This window comes from Trinickia sp. HAY1-2D (assembly GCF_056754935.1).
Genome location: NZ_JBPGWX010000001.1, coordinates 881,522 through 898,167 on the forward strand (window position 1 = coordinate 881,522; position 16,646 = coordinate 898,167).

Annotated in this window: 12 protein-coding genes and 1 pseudogene; 4 read left to right on the forward strand and 9 right to left on the reverse strand. The window is 65.5% G+C overall.

The features are described from left to right. Positions 1 to 66 precede the first annotated feature (66 nt). From cobM to cbiE, 4 genes are read right to left on the reverse strand one after another with little or no spacing between them, the layout of a single operon-like run. Complete coding sequence (gene cobM / locus ACR9ZC_RS03885) at positions 67 to 792, reverse strand: precorrin-4 C(11)-methyltransferase (RefSeq protein WP_481579203.1); 726 nt, start codon at positions 790 to 792, stop codon at positions 67 to 69. A 58-nt stretch (positions 793 to 850) separates the two neighbouring features. Further along, positions 851 to 1,579 (reverse strand): cobalt-precorrin-6A reductase, encoded by a 729-nt coding sequence (locus tag ACR9ZC_RS03890; RefSeq protein ID WP_481579204.1) that lies wholly within the window; start codon positions 1,577 to 1,579, stop codon positions 851 to 853. After that, positions 1,576 to 2,679 (reverse strand): cobalt-precorrin-5B (C(1))-methyltransferase, encoded by a 1,104-nt coding sequence (locus ACR9ZC_RS03895; protein ID WP_481579205.1) that lies wholly within the window; start codon positions 2,677 to 2,679, stop codon positions 1,576 to 1,578. Before ACR9ZC_RS03895 ends, ACR9ZC_RS03890 begins: the two co-directional genes overlap by 4 nt. Further along, positions 2,672 to 3,997 carry a precorrin-6y C5,15-methyltransferase (decarboxylating) subunit CbiE gene (cbiE, locus tag ACR9ZC_RS03900; RefSeq protein WP_481579206.1) on the reverse strand — a complete coding sequence of 442 codons (1,326 nt, stop codon included), beginning with the start codon at positions 3,995 to 3,997 and terminating at the stop codon, positions 2,672 to 2,674. Before cbiE ends, ACR9ZC_RS03895 begins: the two co-directional genes overlap by 8 nt. Before the next feature lie 153 nt (positions 3,998 to 4,150). Here cbiE and cobG point away from each other — a divergent pair, with 153 nt between their 5' ends. The 4 genes and pseudogenes from cobG (at position 4,151) to cobJ (ending at position 8,738) form a co-directional block, all read left to right on the forward strand. Further along, positions 4,151 to 5,629, forward strand: coding sequence for a precorrin-3B synthase (gene cobG, locus ACR9ZC_RS03905; protein ID WP_481579207.1), 1,479 nt, complete (start codon positions 4,151 to 4,153; stop codon positions 5,627 to 5,629). Continuing rightward, positions 5,622 to 6,248, forward strand: a complete 627-nt coding sequence (locus tag ACR9ZC_RS03910) for a precorrin-8X methylmutase (protein WP_481579208.1) — start codon at positions 5,622 to 5,624, stop codon at positions 6,246 to 6,248. Before cobG ends, ACR9ZC_RS03910 begins: the two co-directional genes overlap by 8 nt. Then, positions 6,248 to 6,978: pseudogene (locus ACR9ZC_RS03915) on the forward strand (precorrin-2 C(20)-methyltransferase). Before ACR9ZC_RS03910 ends, ACR9ZC_RS03915 begins: the two are co-directional and overlap by 1 nt. Beyond that, positions 6,966 to 8,738, forward strand: a complete 1,773-nt coding sequence (gene cobJ, locus ACR9ZC_RS03920) for a precorrin-3B C(17)-methyltransferase (RefSeq protein ID WP_481579209.1) — start codon at positions 6,966 to 6,968, stop codon at positions 8,736 to 8,738. The pseudogene ACR9ZC_RS03915 and the gene cobJ overlap by 13 nt, the downstream one beginning before the upstream one ends. Positions 8,739 to 8,757: 19 nt before the next feature. Here cobJ and ACR9ZC_RS03925 read toward each other — a convergent pair whose 3' ends face one another. The 5 genes from ACR9ZC_RS03925 to ACR9ZC_RS03945 all read right to left on the reverse strand — a co-directional run bounded on the left by ACR9ZC_RS03925 (position 8,758) and on the right by ACR9ZC_RS03945 (position 16,576). Beyond that, the gene (locus ACR9ZC_RS03925) at positions 8,758 to 9,240 is read right to left on the reverse strand and encodes a vWA domain-containing protein (protein ID WP_481579210.1); all 483 of its coding nucleotides are present in this window, start codon (positions 9,238 to 9,240) and stop codon (positions 8,758 to 8,760) included. A 194-nt stretch (positions 9,241 to 9,434) separates the two neighbouring features. Continuing rightward, positions 9,435 to 10,514: a magnesium chelatase ATPase subunit I gene (locus ACR9ZC_RS03930; protein ID WP_481579211.1), complete on the reverse strand. Its 1,080-nt coding sequence runs from the start codon at positions 10,512 to 10,514 to the stop codon at positions 9,435 to 9,437. Further along, positions 10,511 to 14,356, reverse strand: coding sequence for a cobaltochelatase subunit CobN (cobN, locus tag ACR9ZC_RS03935; protein ID WP_481579212.1), 3,846 nt, complete (start codon positions 14,354 to 14,356; stop codon positions 10,511 to 10,513). Before cobN ends, ACR9ZC_RS03930 begins: the two co-directional genes overlap by 4 nt. Positions 14,357 to 14,362: 6 nt before the next feature. Beyond that, a complete protein-coding gene (gene cobW / locus ACR9ZC_RS03940; RefSeq protein ID WP_481579710.1) occupies positions 14,363 to 15,424 on the reverse strand; it encodes a cobalamin biosynthesis protein CobW in 1,062 nt (353 codons plus the stop codon). A gap of 54 nt (positions 15,425 to 15,478) precedes the next feature. Continuing rightward, the gene (locus tag ACR9ZC_RS03945) at positions 15,479 to 16,576 is read right to left on the reverse strand and encodes a HoxN/HupN/NixA family nickel/cobalt transporter (RefSeq protein WP_481579213.1); all 1,098 of its coding nucleotides are present in this window, start codon (positions 16,574 to 16,576) and stop codon (positions 15,479 to 15,481) included. Between the last annotated feature and the right edge of the window lie 70 nt (positions 16,577 to 16,646).

Below are 16,646 nucleotides of genomic sequence, written 5' to 3' on the forward strand. Positions count from 1 at the left end.
TTTACCGTGGCAAACTCGGAGGCACGGCGACGCATATACCGAACGCCTTTCGCTGAGCGCCTATCCCTATCCTTTCGCATAAAGCGAAGAATCGGCGAAGCCTTCGGCGTTCAGCACCTCCCCCACGAGAATCAAGGCCGTGCGTTCGATATCGGTTTGCCGTACCTGTTCGACGATATCGGCCAACGTACCTATCACGCGCTCCTCATCGGGCCAGCTCGCACGATAAACGACGGCAATCGGGCATTCGGCGCCGTAGTGCGGCAGCAGTTCCTCGACGATGCGCGCCAGATGACGCACGCCGAGGTGAATCGCCATCGTCGCGCGGTGGCGCGCCAGATCGCCCAGGCGTTCGCCCTCGGGCATGGCCGTCTTCGTCGCATAGCGCGTCAGAATCAGCGTCTGCGAGATATTCGGCAACGTCAACTCGCACCCTAGCGCAGCGGCACAGGCTGCCGTCGCGGTCACGCCCGGCACGATTTCGTAAGGAATGCCAAGCAACCGGATGCGCCGGATCTGTTCGCCGATCGCACCGTAGAGCGAGGGGTCCCCCGAATGCAAGCGCGCCACGTCCTGCCCTTTGCGGTGGGCTTCCTCCAACAGCGCGACGATGGCGTCGAGATCGAGCTCGGCCGTATTCACGACCCGCTCCGCGGTATTGCCCTCCAACACCGCGGCGGGTACGAGCGAGCCGGCATACAGCACGACGGGACAGCTGCGCACGAGGCGCTGCCCCCTGACCGTGATCAGTTCGGGATCGCCGGGGCCGGCACCGATAAAAAACACCGTCATTTACACCACTCCCCTCATTCATCGATATGCATTCGATACGTCATGCGCGCGGCCACATTCATTCAGATAGCGCAAGAAGCGCATCGAGCAAGGCAGAAGGATCGTCGAACACTCGATCGGCATCGGGCAATCCGGGGCGCTCGAGCATGACAACGGGCAGCCCAAGCTCGCGCGCGACCTCGAGCTTGGCCTCGGTCGCCCTGCCACCGCTATTCTTGCTCACCACCACATCCGCACCGATCGCGGCGAAGAATGCCCGCTCGCCGTCGACGGTGAACGGACCTCGCGCATCGACGACGCATGCACGGGCATTGCCCGCATGCGCGTCGAGACATCGTATCGTCCAATACTGATGTTCCGGAATCTCGTCGAGATGTGCGAGCGGTTCACGCCCCAGCGTGAAGAGCGGCCGGGCAAACGGCGCGAGCTCCGCAACGATCTGCGCCCACTCGCGCACGATGCGCCAATCGTCGCCCGCGCGAGGCTGCCACGGCGCACGCCGCAACGCCCAATACGGCACCTGCGCAGCGCGGCTTGCCGCCGCCGCATTGGCGCTGATTTGCTCGGCGTAAGGATGCGTCGCATCGACGAGCAAGCCGATGCCCGCTTCGCTCAGGTAGCGCGCAAGCCCCGCGCTACCGCCGAAACCGCCAACGCGCACTTCGCATCGCAAATCGCCGGGCACTTTTCCAAGTCCGGCCAAGCTGTAGACGTGGCCGGCAGGCAAGCCGCGCGCGACGCGCAAAGCATCGCCGGTTCCCCCGAGCAACAGGACGCGCAGGCTCACCGCGCCTCCCCGACGATGCACCCTTGGCGATCGATCGCGAAGGTCTCGACGGCGACTTCAGGCGGCACGATGCCGCGCGCGACTTCGCACGCATGGCGGCAGACGATGTCTCCGAGCGGCACGCCCTTGGCATGGCACAGCGCCAACGCCTGCTGACTCGTATTGGCCACGCGTATCTGCGCTTGCAGCACCGCATCGGCACCCGAATCGGCAGCCCATTGGGCAAGCTGCGCGAGATCAATGCTCGAATGTCGGCTGTGAAGATCGAGGTGGCCTGCCGCGAGCTTGCTGAGCTTGCCGAACCCACCGCAAAGGCTGAGCCGCTCGACCGGCGCGCGGCGCAGATACTTGAGCACGGCACCGGCGAAATCGCCCATTTCGATCAATGCCACGTCAGGCAACCCATAGCGCTTGCGCATGGCGTCTTCGCTTGCATTGCCCGTACAGGCGGCAACGTGCACATATCCGTTCGCGCGCGCGACGTCGATACCTTGATGGATCGATGCGATATAAGCGGAGCACGAAAACGGCCGTACGATGCCTGTGGTACCGAGAATCGAGAGCCCGCCGACGATGCCGAGCCGTGGGTTCATCGTCTTCAACGCGAGCGCCTCGCCCCCTTCCACACCGATCGTCACCTCGAATCCGCCGCGGTAGTCATACTCGGCGGCAAGGCCGACGAGATGGGCGGTCATCATTGCGCGCGGCACGGGATTGATCGCCGGCTCGCCGACCGGCACCGGCAAACCGGCCCGCGTGACAGTGCCCACGCCCGGGCCGGCGTGAAAGCGCACACCCGGTGCTTCGCTCAGTTGCACACGCGCGAATACGACGGCTCCATGCGTCACATCGGGATCGTCGCCCGCATCTTTGATCGTGCCGGCCTCGGCGCCGTCGCTTGCGTCGAGCCCGTTCACGAAGCGGCAAAAGACGAGCGGCATCGGCACGCGCCGCCCCTTCGGAAGAACGATTTCCGCGACGTCGCTGATGCGGCCGCCAAGCAAAAGCCGCGCAGCGGCAAGCGAAGTCGCCGTGGCGCAACTGCCTGTCGTATAGCCGCTTCGCAGCGCCCGCGGCTCTTCGGGCGTTTCGTCACGCATCGGCGCCGTCCCCGCTGGCCGTATCGCCCTGGCTCTTGCTGTCGCGCTCTTTGTCGTTGCGCTCGTCGATGCCATGACCGCCGTCGGCTGGCGCATCGGCGAGCGGCTTCGTCACTTCCAACAAAGTGATCGGCAACGCGGAACGCCAGGCGTCGAACCCGCCGAGCGGCCTCGCCTCGCTGAGCGCAATGCGAGTGAGCGTGCCGCCATGGCGCGCGCGCCATGCCACGAGCGCAGCCTCGCCTTCAAGCGTCACAGCGTTCGCAACGAGCCGGCCGCCACGCTTCAAACTTGCCCAGCACGCCTCGAGCACGCCGGGCACTGTCACGCCGCCGCCGATGAAGACGGCGTCGGGTGCCGGTAGTCCCGTCAACGCCTGCGGCGCGCCGCCCTCTATCAGTTGCAGTGACGGCACGCCAAGTGCCTCGCAGTTGCGAACGATGAAGCGCTGTCGCTCCGGGTTGCTTTCGATCGCGATCGCGCGGCAAGACGGATGCGAGCGCATCCATTCGATGCCGATCGAGCCGCAACCGGCGCCTACGTCCCACAGCAATTCGCCGCGCGCGGGTGCTAGGCGCGCGAGCGTCATGGCACGTATGTCGCGCTTGGTCAGTTGCCCGTTGTTGGCAAAGGCCTCGTCGGGCAAACCGATCGTCAACGGCAGCGACCGTCCGTTGGGCGCTGTGCGGCATTCGAGCGCAACGAGGTTCAGCGCGGCGACCTCGCGCGGTTGCCACTCATCGGCCCGCAATTCCAAGCGTGTTTCCCGAGGGCCGCCCAAGCGCTCGAACACGATCATGCGCGTAGCGCCAAAGCCCCGCTCGGCGAGCAAAGCCGCGAGCGCCGCAGGCGATTCGCCATCCCGGCTCAATACGATAATGCGCGCCCCATCGCGAAGATGTGCATTGACCGCCGCGAGCGGCTTGCCGACGAGCGAAACGACCTCGATCTCCTGCAACGGCCAGTTCAGCCGTGCAGCGGCGAGTGCGGGCGAAGACGGAGCCGGCAGCACGCGCAATTCGCTGCTGTCGAGCAACTTCGATAATGTGCCGCCCACGCCGAACAGCATCGGATCGCCGCTCGCCAGCACGCATACGGCCTTGCCGCGACACGCGAGCAACGGCGCAACGTCGAACGGCCGCGGCCATGCCTCGCGGCGCGCCGCGATTCGCCTCGGCAGCATGGCGAGATGGCGCTCGCCGCCGATCACGATGTCAGCATCGAGCAACGCTCGCCGCGCGGCGCGGCCGAGCCCTGCCCATCCGTCTTCGCCGATGCCGACGACAGTCAGCCACGGCACCGCCTCTTCCCTTTTCATCGCTGCTCGATCGATCCTGTTCGCGCCCCACGCTGCGGCAGCTTCGTAGTCGTCGCGAAAAGGGGCATAATACCGCTTCGCCGGCGCCCCGGTGCCGTCTGCGCGCCCTTCCGACGCCCCCGATGGCCGCGCGACGCTAACGCTGCCCTGCCCTTGAGTCACGCTTCGTCCACGCCCCCAAGGCTTTCCGCCTGTCCTGCCCTGTCCCGAATCGTCGACGCGCGCGACGGGGGGCTTTGTCGCGTCAAGCTGCCTTGCGGCGAACTGCGCGCCGATCAGGCATTGGCCCTTGCGGATGCCGCCGAAACGCACGCATCGGGCATCATCGAACTCACGAACCGGGCGAACCTGCAACTGCGTGGCGTGCGTTCGGGCGAAGCGTCCGCGCTCATCGAACGATTGCTGCGGGCGCGCCTCGGCCCGCAACTCGGCGAGGCGGGGGAAGACGGCGATATCGATCGTGACGTTGCACTGGGCCAGCGGCTCGCAGCCGCCGACGATGTCCGCAATCTGATGACGAATCCAGGCGCCGGCCGTGACGCGTATGCGTCGTACGACACGAGGCCGCTGGCGCGCGAAATCCTGAACATGCTGCAGCACGCGCCGCGCTTCGCGGCGCTTTCTCCGAAGTTTGCTCTGTTGCTCGACGGCGGCGAACGGCTGGCGGTGCTGGATCACTCGCACGACATCTGGCTCTGTGCGATGCCCCCTGAAGATGCCCAAGCCTGGTTTGCATTCGGCCTTGCAGGCCGTCCCTCGACCGAACAGCGCTGCGCCGTAGGTGCCGTAAGAGATGTCGATGTCCTGGCACTCGTCTGCGCTCTGATCGAGACATTCCTCGACTTGGCCGAGCCGCACGAGACGCGTCTGCGTGCGACGCTGGCACGCTGCGGCATCGACGCCTTTTTGAACCGCTTACCCGCCAGCATCACAGGCCCACTCCGCGGCGACAGCCACGCGGCAGTGAGCGCATGGCGGCGCACGCCAGCCGATCCGGGCTTGCGATTCGGCGCCCATGAGCAGCGCACGCGCGGGTTCTGGCATGTCGGCGCGCAACCCGCGCTCGGACGTATCGATCCGGCCGCGCTGCGCAGACTCGCGCGGCTCGCGCAAGACTGCGGCGACGGCATATTGCGCATGACGCCATGGCAAAGCGTGCTGCTGACCGACATCGCCTCCGAAGCCATAAGCAGGGTCGAAGCCGGCCTCGATGCCGTCGGTTTGCTGCGCGACCCCGCACACCCGCTCGCTCGCACGATCGCCTGCGCTGGATCGCCAGGTTGTTCCAAGAGCCACGCCGATACGAAAGCCGATGCGCTCGCGCTGGCTGCCCTGCTGCCGGACGACGTCGAAGTACATTTGAGCGGCTGCGTCCGGTCGTGCGCCGCGGCTCATTGCGCGCCTTATACGCTGCTAGCGGTCGAACCCGGCCGCTACGATCTGTACCGGCGTTCGATGCCTCTCGATCTCGACGGCGAACACGAACCCGCACGCAGCGCACCCATCGCCTCATCGACCGACGACGCGCTTGCCGCGCGGCGGTTCGGACGCCGCATCGCCACCCATCTCACCATCGAAGAAGCTGCCGTCGCGCTTGGCACGGCAGCACGGAGATCCGATCCCCATGCTTGACTACCTTCGCGACGGCCAAGCCATTTACCGCGAATCGTTCGCGACGATACGGGCGGAAGCCGATCTTTCGCGCATCCCGGCCGACCTCGAAAAACTCGCTGTGCGCGTGATCCATGCATGCGGGATGGTCGATATCGTCGAAGACTTGCGGTTTTCCGCAGGCGCGGGCACCGCCGGGCGGGCGGCACTCGCGCACGGCGCGCCGATTCTCTGCGACGCACGCATGGTCGCCAACGGCATCACGCTCGCGCGGCTACCGGCAGCGAACGCCGTCATCTGCACACTCGACGACCCGGCCGTGCCGGCGCTGGCGAGCGAAACCGGCAATACGCGCTCCGCAGCCGCGCTCGAATTGTGGCGTCCGCACCTCGCCGGCAGCATCGTCGCGATCGGCAATGCGCCGACGGCCCTCTTTCGTCTGCTCGAAATGCTCGATGCAGGCGCGCCCCGGCCCGCGCTCATTCTCGGCTTTCCCGTGGGCTTCGTCGGCGCGGCCGAATCGAAGGCAATGCTCGCGGCCGACAGTCGAGGCGTGCCGTTTGTCGCTGTCGCCGGCCGGCGCGGCGGCAGCGCGATGGTAGCGGCAGCGGTCAACGCACTGGCTTCGGAGATCGAGTAATGGCCCAGAGAGGACGGCTTTACGGGATTGGCGTGGGCCCCGGCGACCCCGAACTTCTGACGCTCAAAGCGCTGCGCCTCATCGAAGCGGTGCCTGTCGTCGCGTACTTCGTCGCGAAAGGGAAAAAGGGCAATGCGTTCGGCATCGTAGAAGGGTATCTGCGGGATTCGCAGCGGCGCGAGCCGCTCGTCTATCCCGTCACGACCGAAACACTCCCACCGCCGCTTTCATACGAAGCGATCATCGCCGATTTCTACGACACGGCCGCCGCCATCGTCGCAAGCCATCTCGATGCGGGCCGCGACGTGGCCGTCATTTGCGAGGGCGATCCGTTCTTTTACGGCTCGTATATGTATCTGCACGATCGCCTCGCGCCGCGTTTCGACGTCGAGGTCGTGCCCGGTGTCTGCTCGATGCTGGGCGGCGCGGCAGTGCTCGGCGCGCCGCTCGTCTATCGCAATCAGAGTCTCTCCGTGCTGTCCGGCGTGCTATCCGAGGAGGAACTGCGGCGCCGGTTGGCCGATGCCGATGCGGCCGTGATCATGAAGCTGGGCCGCAACTTCGACAAAGTGCGGCGCGTGCTCGAAGAACTCGGGCTGGCCGCGCGCGCCCTGTATGTCGAGCGCGCAACGATGGTCAATCAGCGCATCGTGCCGCTCGCGGAAGTCGATCCGATGGCGTCGCCTTATTTTTCGCTGCTCGTCGTACCGGGGAAAAATGGCAGGGTTGACCTCGACGCCGCCCGCAATCGTCGTGCTCGGGCCCAGTGCATTGCCGACGGCACGCCGTCTGCAAGCCGCGTTGCCGGGCGCAGCGATTCACGCACTGCAAGGTCGTGCCACAGGCGACGTGGCCTACAGCGAACTCGCTTCGCACCTGCGCGAACTCTATTCGACCGGTACGCCTATCGTCGCGCTGTGCGCCGCGGGCATCGTCATTCGCTGCATCGCGCCGATGCTCGCCAACAAGGGCGTCGAGCCGCCGGTATTGGCCGTCGCGGAGGACGGCAGCGCCGTCGTGCCGCTGCTTGGCGGCCTGGCAGGCGTCAACGTACTGGCGCGCGAAATCGCTCGGGCGCTCGATGTGGCACCGGCCATCACCACGAGCGGCGAACTGCGTTTCGGCACGTGTTTGCTGAACCCGCCCAGCGGCTACACACTGGCCAGCCTCGATGAAGGCAAGCGCTTCGTGTCCGATCTGCTCGCCGGCGCAAGCGTGCGTATCGACGGCGACGCGCCATGGCTCGATGCTGCCCAGTTGCGCAAGGACGACTCGGCTAGTCACGCCGTTCGCGTCACGCCGCGTATCGTCGAATCGGGCGGAAGCGATCTCGTCATCCATCCGCATGCCGTCGTCGCAGCCATCGACGGCCCAGCGGAAACGGCCGCCGAGCGCGTTCGCGAAGCAATGGAGGCAAACGGGCTCGCTTCCGTGTCGTTGGCGGCGCTGCTCGCACCAATCGATAGGATCGGCGAAACGGCGCTCGAGCAAGCGGCGATTGAACTGGGTGTCCCGTTGCGTTTCATCGATGCCGGCCTCGGGCGCACCGGCACGGCAGAGGATCGTTGCGCGAACAACGATCAAGCCGGCACTGGAATCGCTTCGGCTGAGCGCGCATTACAACTGCTGCACAACGCCCTGCGGATTCAACACGAGCAGCTGACGCACACGAACGGTATCGCGCTCGCCGTCGGCGCCGAGCCGATCGATGTCGGCTCACTCGGTCAGGCACGCGGCCGAGTCGACGTGATCGGGCTCGGCCCCGGCTGCGCCGAGCTGATGGCACCCGCGGCCCGTGCCGCGCTTGCCGAAGCCACCGACATTCTAGGCTACGAGACCTATCTCCGGATGGCGGGTCCCTTCGGCACTCACCAACGCGTGCACGGCAGCGATAACCGCGAGGAACTGCAACGCGCCCGCCATGCGTTCGAACTCGCGAGCGCGGGGCGACGCGTCGCGATCGTCTCGTCGGGCGACCCAGGCGTCTTTGCGATGGGGGCAGCCGTCATGGAGGCGCTGGACGGTGCCGACGATCCACGCTGGACCACAGTCGAGATTCGCATCGTGCCGGGCATCTCGGCCGCGATGGCCACCGCGGCGCAAGCGGGCGCACCGCTCGGTCACGACTTCTGCGTCCTCTCCCTTTCCGACAACCTCAAACCTTGGCGAGTCATCGAAAACCGCCTGCGCCACGCGGTCGAAGCCGATCTCGTCATCGCGATGTACAACCCGATCTCGCGGGCTCGTCCATGGCAACTCGACAAAGCCCTGGCGATCGTGCGCAGCTGCCGCCGGCCCGATACGCGCGTCGTGCTGGGACGCGATGTAGGCCGCCCCGGCGCGGCACTCGTCACGACGACGCTCGGTGAATTGCGCAGTGAACAAGTCGATATGCGCACGACCGTCATCGTCGGATCGACGATGACGCGTGCCGTGCCTCGGAGCGATGGAGGCGAATGGATCTATACGCCTCGCTGGTACGAAGACTGAAACGCGCTCGCACGCGCTCTCACGTTCGAACGATCAGGTCTTCGGGCCGTGCGTAAGCCGCATTCCATGCGCGCGCCAACTCGGCACAGCGTCCGAGCGCCGGAACCGCGCGCTCGCAGTCGACGAGCACGATGTCGTCCGCTGCCTGCGGTCTCGCGGCGCGCTCCTCGGTCCGACCGTCGGTGATCAGCCACAGCACGCGCTGCTGCCCTGGTTTGCGCCGGCGTCGATCGTCGAGCAACCGGGCAGCCGTCGCCATGCCGTGGGCGAGCGGCGTCGCACCGCCGCCGGCCACCGGCGCCAGCCATCGCTCATTCCACCAGCGCGGCACGGCGGGCCCGAAGCGCAGGTCGGCACGCGTACCGCCGAAGCAGATCAGCGCCACTTCTGCCCCTGCAGCCGCAGCGCGGTCGAAGCAGGCAACGAGCATTCCTTTCGCCAGCTCGAGCTGTTCGTTGCGCAGCATCGACGCGGAGCAATCGAGCACGAAACAATGCAGCACGCCACCCGTCGATTCGTTCCTTGCGAAACGAAGGTGCGCCGCCCGCAAAGGCATGTGGCGCTTGTGCGCGAGCGTCTGTGGCCATGCTACGCGCGTGCCGCCTTGCGGCATCGTCGCGCGACGCGATGCAAAACCGGCGCCCTCGAGCCATCGAAAACCGTTGCGCAGATGCGCGGTGGCGCCTTTTCGATGGCTCAGCGTTTTTTTACGGCGAACGGCACTACACCTTTGACGCCAATCATCCCGGTCGTCTCCGGCGGAAGATAGCCGAAATCGTCCGAATCGCCGGTGGCATCCTGACGGTGATCGTTATCCCCTCGATCGGCTCCATTCGATCGATCCGCACCTTGCGCCGCATCGTGTCCACGCGGCATATCGTTCGGAGCCGCCTGCTCGGGTGCTGCGCGTTCCCGCTGCCTATGCCGCAGCACTGAATCGGCCACGCGCGCAACGTGTTGCACCGTCACCTCGGCCGCTTGTTCGAGCGCCGCGAGCGCACGCGCCGCGCGCAGCATGACGAGGTCGGCGCGCATACCGTCGACGGCCGCACCCACGCAACGTTCGCTGACGGCCGCATGAACGGCATCGTCGAATTCGAAGCGCGCGAGCGACGCACGTGCTTCGCCGACACGGCGCGCGAGTGCCGCCTGATCGCCGCGATAGCGCTCGCGAAATGCGTCCGGGTCCCCATCGAATGCGAGCCTCGCCTTGACGATTCGCTGTCGCACGTCGGAATCGAAACAGTTATCGAGCGCCACCATGAGGCCGAAACGATCGAGCAATTGCGGCCGCAGTTCGCCTTCTTCGGGATTCATCGTGCCGACAAGGACGAAGCGCGCCTCGTGGCAGTGCGACACGCCATCCCGTTCGACGACGTTCATCCCGCTTGCGGCCGCATCGAGCAGCGCATCCACGAGCGCATCGGCCAGCAAGTTGACTTCATCGACATAAAGCACGCCTTCGTGCGCCTGCGCGAGCAGCCCAGGGGAAAACCGGACCGAACCGCCGCGCAATACTTCGTCGAGATCGAGCGTGCCGATGAGCCGCTCCTCGCTGGCACCGAGCGGCAAGGTTACGAATCGGCCTGTCGGCAGCAGTTCGGCCAGCGCGCGCGCGGCCGTCGATTTCGCCGTGCCGCGCGGCCCGCTCACAAGCACGCCGCCGATGCCTGGATCGACCGCGGCAAGCAACAGCGCTTCCTGCAACGGCTGCTGTCCGATCAGCGCGGCAAAAGGGTAAGGGTTCGGCATCGGAGAACGGAGCGACGCATTCATTGGGACAATCCTTCGATGTGCTGCTCGCTCGCGAGCAGATGGGCCTCGATCCTTGCTCGATGGGCACCCGGTTCTTGCCATAAGCCGCGCCCGATCGCCTCGAGCAGCCGCTCGCAGATGGCGTGAAGCGCGTGCGGGTTGTGTTGCCGCATGAACTCGCGCGTACCGGCATCGTTCAGATACGCATCGGAAACGAGCGCGTATTGGTGATCCGCGACGACGCGGGCCGTCGCATCGTAGCCGAACAGGTAATCCACGGTCGCCGCCATTTCGGCCGCGCCCTTGTAGCCGTGGCGCTTGATGCCCTCGATCCATTTCGGATTGACGACGCGCGAACGGATGACGCGCGCGATCTCCTCGCTGAGCGGCCGCACGCGCGGCATCGAGGGATTGCTGTGGTCGGCGTGATAAAGGCTCGGCTGCGCGCCGGCGAAATGGCGCACGGCCACCGCCATTCCCCCTTGGAACTGATAGTAGTCGTTCGAATCGAGCAGATCGTGCTCCCGGTTGTCCTGATTGTGGAGCACGACATCGATCGCAGCGAGCCGTGTCGCGAACGCACCGCGCGCTGCGTCGCCCGAACGCTTTTGCGTATAAACGTAGCCGCCCCATTCGCGATAGGCATCGGCCAGATCGGCATCGCTTTGCCATTGCGCCGTATCGATCATGCTCTGCAGGCCCGTTCCATAAGCACCCGGTCTTGCACCGAATACGCGCCAGCCCGCGCGCTCGCGGGCCTCGGCCGCATCGACGCCGCGTGCGATCCATGTGTCGCGTTCGCGCAGCACGCGTGCGCGTATCGGATTGACGTCCTCGGGTTCGTCATCGAGTTCGGCCACGGCTTGCACGGCCGCATCGAACAGATGCATGACGTTCGGAAACGCATCGCGAAAAAAGCCCGACACGCGCAGCGTGACGTCGATGCGCGGACGCTCGAGCACGCCCGCCGGCAAAATCTCGAAGTCGGTCACACGGTGGCTCCCCGGCGCCCATTTCGGACGCACGCCGATCAGCGCGAAGGCTTGAGCGATGTCGTCGCCGCCCGTGCGCATCGTCGCGGTGCCCCATACGGAAAGACCGATCGCACGCGGATAATCGCCATGGTCTTGCAGATGACGCTCGATCATCTGCCGCGCCGATTTCAGCCCGAGCGCCCACGCCGACTGCGTGGGAATCGCTCGCGTATCGACCGAATAGAAGTTGCGGCCTGTCGGCAGCACGTCGGGCCGCCCTCGAGAGGGCGAACCGCTCGGCCCGGGCGGAACGAACCGGCCTTCGAGCCCGCGCTTGAGGTTCTCGAGTTCCGATGGGCCGCACGCATCGAGACGCGGAAGCACGTCGTCGCGAAGACGCTCGAGCACGCGCGCACTGAGCGGAAGTTCGCCACAAGAGACTGCCCGCTCCGCGAGCGATGTGAGTTGCATGAGCGGTCCCGGCGCCGCAGGGCTGCCATCCGGCTCGATCGTCCCGTTCAGCAACGCGGCCGCCAGCAGTTCGAGCCGCTCTCGCGTATCGCCGTTGTGGCGCCACGGCGCATCGCTCACTCGAGCGATCAGCGTCGGCCGCGGCCCAGTCCAGGGCGTGGACCACTCCGCGCTCAACGGATCGAATGAACCCGCGACGCCGAGATCCTGCGCAAGTGCATCGATCAAACCGGCATTGGCCCCGCGGCCATCGCCCACGGGAAAGCGTCCTAGTGCCAACAGCGTATCGCGTCGTTGCTGCCCTCGCGGCGAATATCCGAACGTATGCAGACCGTCGCGAATCTGCGCCTCCTTGAGCTCGCAAAGCCACGCGTCGACGCGCGTGAGCAGCGCGTCTTCATCGTCCTGGCCGCGCGGCTCGGCCATACTGAGTTCCTCGTGCAACCGGTGTTCGACAATGGTCGCGAGAATCGTCCGACGCAGCAACTTTGCGCGCCGCGCATCGACCATCAACGCGTCGTAGTACTCGTCGACTTGCCGCTCGAGGTCCTGCAGCGGTCCATAGCTTTCGGCGCGCGTGAGCGGCGGCATCAGATGATCGACGATCACGGCCTGTGCACGCCGTTTCGCCTGCGCGCCCTCGCCCGGATCGTTGACGATGAACGGATAAAGATGCGGCATCGGCCCGAGCACGAGATCGGGCCAGCATGTATCGCTCAACGCCACGCTCTTGCCCGGCAGCCATTCGAGATTGCCATGCTTGCCGACATGGACGATGGCGTCGATGCCGAAACGCTCGCGTAGCCAGAAATAGAACGCCAGATACGCATGCGGCGGAACGAGCTCCGCATCGTGGTAGCTCGCATAATCGCCGGCTTCGCGCGTTCTCGCGGGCTGAATGCCGACGAAGACATTCCCGCATCGCCACCCCGCGATCATGAAGCGGCCTCGCCGGATCGTCGGATCGTGCTCAGGCGGCCCCCACCGCGTATTCAACGCCTCACGCACCTCGGCCGGCAACGCCGCCAGGCACGCCAGGTAGTCCTCGAGCGCAAAGCTCTGCAGCGCAGGGCGCAAGTTCCGGACGGCAGGCTCGTTCGTCACACCTTGCGTGAGCGTGTGCATGAGCGCATCGCCGTTTTCCGGCAACGCGGCCAGACCGTAGCCCTCGTCGCGCAGCATCGACAGGATGGAGACCACCGAAGCCGGCGTATCGAGCCCCACGCCATTGCCGATTCGGCCTTCGCTCGTCGGATAGTTGGCCATCACGAGCGCAAGCTTCTTCTCTGCATTGTCGATACCGCGCAACCGGCACCAACGGCGGCTCAGCTCGGCGACGAACGCGATGCGTTCGGCGTCGGGCTGGTAGCGCACGACATCCACCTCGGTATGCGGACAGCGATACGCGAGCCCCTTGAAGCTGACCGCGCGCGTGATGATCCGACCGTCGACCTCGGGCAGTGCGACATGCATCGCGATATCGCGTGCATGCAGGCCTTGATTGTCCTTGAGCCAATCGTCGCGATTGCTGCCGCTCAGGATGACCTGCATGACGGGCGCATCGCCGGCGATTGCCATCGGTTCGGGATCGTCGATGGCGGAGGCTGCAAACGCCGTCGTATTCAACACGAGCGCGGCATCGTGTTGCTCGCAAAGCCGCCCGACCACATCGCGGCTCACCTCGTCCTTCAAGGAGGTCACCGCAATCGGTAAGGGGTTCAATTGCAGGGCCTCGAGCGCCTCGATCAACGCATCGAAAACCGCCGTGTTGGCCGCCTGCAAATGCGCCCGATAAAAGAGGATGGCGACGACGGGCGCCCCCGCTCGCCAACGCGCCTGCCATTCGGCAATGCTCGGCGTGTCGTGTGAAGGATGATAGAGCGACGCGGCCGGCAATGCGGTGGGCGGCGGCGGTTCGTCTCCCCACCCGAACGCATGCCAGCCGATCGCGCGCAGAAACGCCTGCGCATTGCCAGGGCCGCCTTCGCGCAGGTAACGCCAAAGCAGCCGCGTGAACGCGGCATCGGCCGTACTTTTTGCAACGAGGTTCTCGTCCTCCTGCAAATCGCCCGAGAACATGACGAGCACTTGCTTGCGGCGCCGGGCCAGTTCGACGAGCCGCTCGATGCCGTACGGCCAATACGCCTCGCCGCCCAGGTGATCGACGACGATCACGCGCGCATGCTGAAGCACATCGTCGATATAGAAATCGATCGACGCCGGCTGGCGTAAATACGCCATGTTGGCGAGGCGCAGGCTCGGAAAGCCGGCGCCGATTCGCTCGACCACACTCGCCAGCAACGATAGCGTCGTATCGGCAGAGCTCATGACGACGATATCGGCCGGACGCTGGTCGATTCGCACCACGCCGGCGGTATCGTCGACGAAGCCCCCAGGGACGGTTCGCAGCAAATGCATGAGGCGTCAGGCCGGTTGTAACGGCGCGGCAAGCGCGGCGTCGAATGCGTGTTGCAGCGCGGTTGCATCGAGGTCCGCGCCGATCAGCACGAAACGGCTCGCGGCAGTCTCGCCGGCCTGCCAGCGGCGGTCGAAATAACTGTCGAAGCGGCGCCCGACACCCTGGATCACGAGCCGCATCGGTGCGCCCGGCAATGCTGCGAACCCTTTGACGCGATAGATCGTATGCGTCTCGACGAGCCGCGCCAGCGCCGCAATCGCATGCTCGCGCGAGCTCACGCTGCCCTCGACCACGACCGAGTCGAACTCGTCGTGATGGTGATCGGCATCGTCGACGGAACCGTGGTGGTCCACGCGTAGATGAATGGTCTCCTCCGACGCGGCCTGAAGGCCGAGCAGCACCTGCAAATCGAGCTCGCCCCGCTGTGCACGCACGACCTTGACATGCGACGGAATCTCTTCGCGCACCAGCGCCTCGACGGCGGCCATCCCCGCATCGTCGAGCAAATCCGTCTTGTTGAGGACCACGAGGTCGGCCGCGCACAGTTGGTCTTCGAACAGCTCGTGCAACGGCGATTCGTGGTCGAGATTGGGATCGGCCCGACGCTCGCGCTCGATGGCCAACGGGTCCGCAGCGAATTGACCGCTCGCAACGGCCGGCCCATCGACGACGGTCACGACCGCATCGACCGTGAAAGCGTTCTTGATGGCGGGCCAGTTGAAGGCTTGAACGAGCGGCTTCGGCAAAGCGAGGCCCGACGTCTCGATGAGCACGTGATCGATGCTGTCGCGGCGCTCGACGAGCGCTTCCATGACGGGGAAGAACTCCTCCTGCACGGTGCAGCAAAGACAACCATTGGCCAACTCATAGAGCGCGCCGGAGGCGCCGTCCTCCTCGCAGCCGATGCCGCAGCCTTTGAGGATTTCGCCATCGATGCCGAGTTCGCCGAACTCGTTGACGATGACCGCGATGCGCGCACCGCGCGCGTTTTGCAGAATATGGCGCAGCAGCGTGGTCTTGCCGCTGCCGAGAAAGCCCGTCACGACGGTGACCGGGATCTTGCGCATGGGAGTGTGCATGAGTACCTCGATATCGTTCGAAAATGCCTCGCGAGCCGAAGCTCAGGCCGACAGTGTCACGTCGATTTCGTCATAGCGCTTGAAGCGGTAGATCAACGCCGACACAGCCCAACTGAACAGAAAAATGCCGATGACGAAATAGCCGAGCAAACCGAAACGGTCGGCGGCGCTGCCGATGAAATCCCAGAAGGCGCCTTTGAGCTGGAGCTTGTCCGCCGCAAGGGCGAGTGCTTCGACACTGCCGATCACGAGCGCCACCACGACGGAGACGAAGGTGATCGTCATGTTGTAGTAGATCTTGCGAATCGGCCGAACGAAGGCCCAGCGATACGCGCCGGTCATCAGAATGCCGTCGGTGGTGTCGACGAGCGACATACCGGCCGTGAAAAGCAGCGGCAAGGCGGCGATGGACCAGACCGACATGCCGCCGGATGCCTGCGTGGCCGAAATGCCGAAGAGCGCCACTTCGGTGGCCGTGTCGAAGCTCAGGCCAAACAGCAGACCGATCGGATAGAGGTGCCAGCTGCGCGATGCGAGCTTGAAAAGCGGTCGGAACAGGCGCGCAAGCAGGCCTCGCCCGCCGAGCAGCAGGTCCAGGTCTTCTTCGACGATGGGCTCGCCCCGACGCGCCGCGCGAAACGTGCGCCACATCGAAAGCAGGATCGCCATATTGGCCGCAGCCAGTATCAGCAGAAAGAACGCCGACACACAGGTGCTGATGACGGCGCCGATGGACTTCAGTTGCGAGAAATGTGCAGTCAGTGTGGACGCCGTCAGCGCAACGGCAATCGACATGAGCACGACCACCGTCGAATGTCCGAGCGAAAAGAAAAAGCCCGCACCGAGCGAGTTGCGTCGCTCCTGCAGCAGCTTGCGCGTGACATTGTCGATTGCGGCGATATGATCCGCGTCCACGGCGTGACGAAGGCCGAACGTATAGGCAAGCAATGCGGTGCCGAGCAAAACCGGCTGACCGCGAAAAGCGACGAAGGCCCAAACCCAGGCCCCTAGATTGAAGACGAGCAGCACGGCATAGATGCCTGCCACCTTGTTGCGCAACGCAGTGGAACTATCGTTGAAAAGCCCCGCGATGGACTCGAGCACGGCGGTCCCCTTATGGAGATCGAGACGGATTGACATGGACGTGCCCCGCCCTTGCGCTATCCCGCGAGCTATCGCACCGCTCGTTCCATTGCCCGGTGCCGGCCAA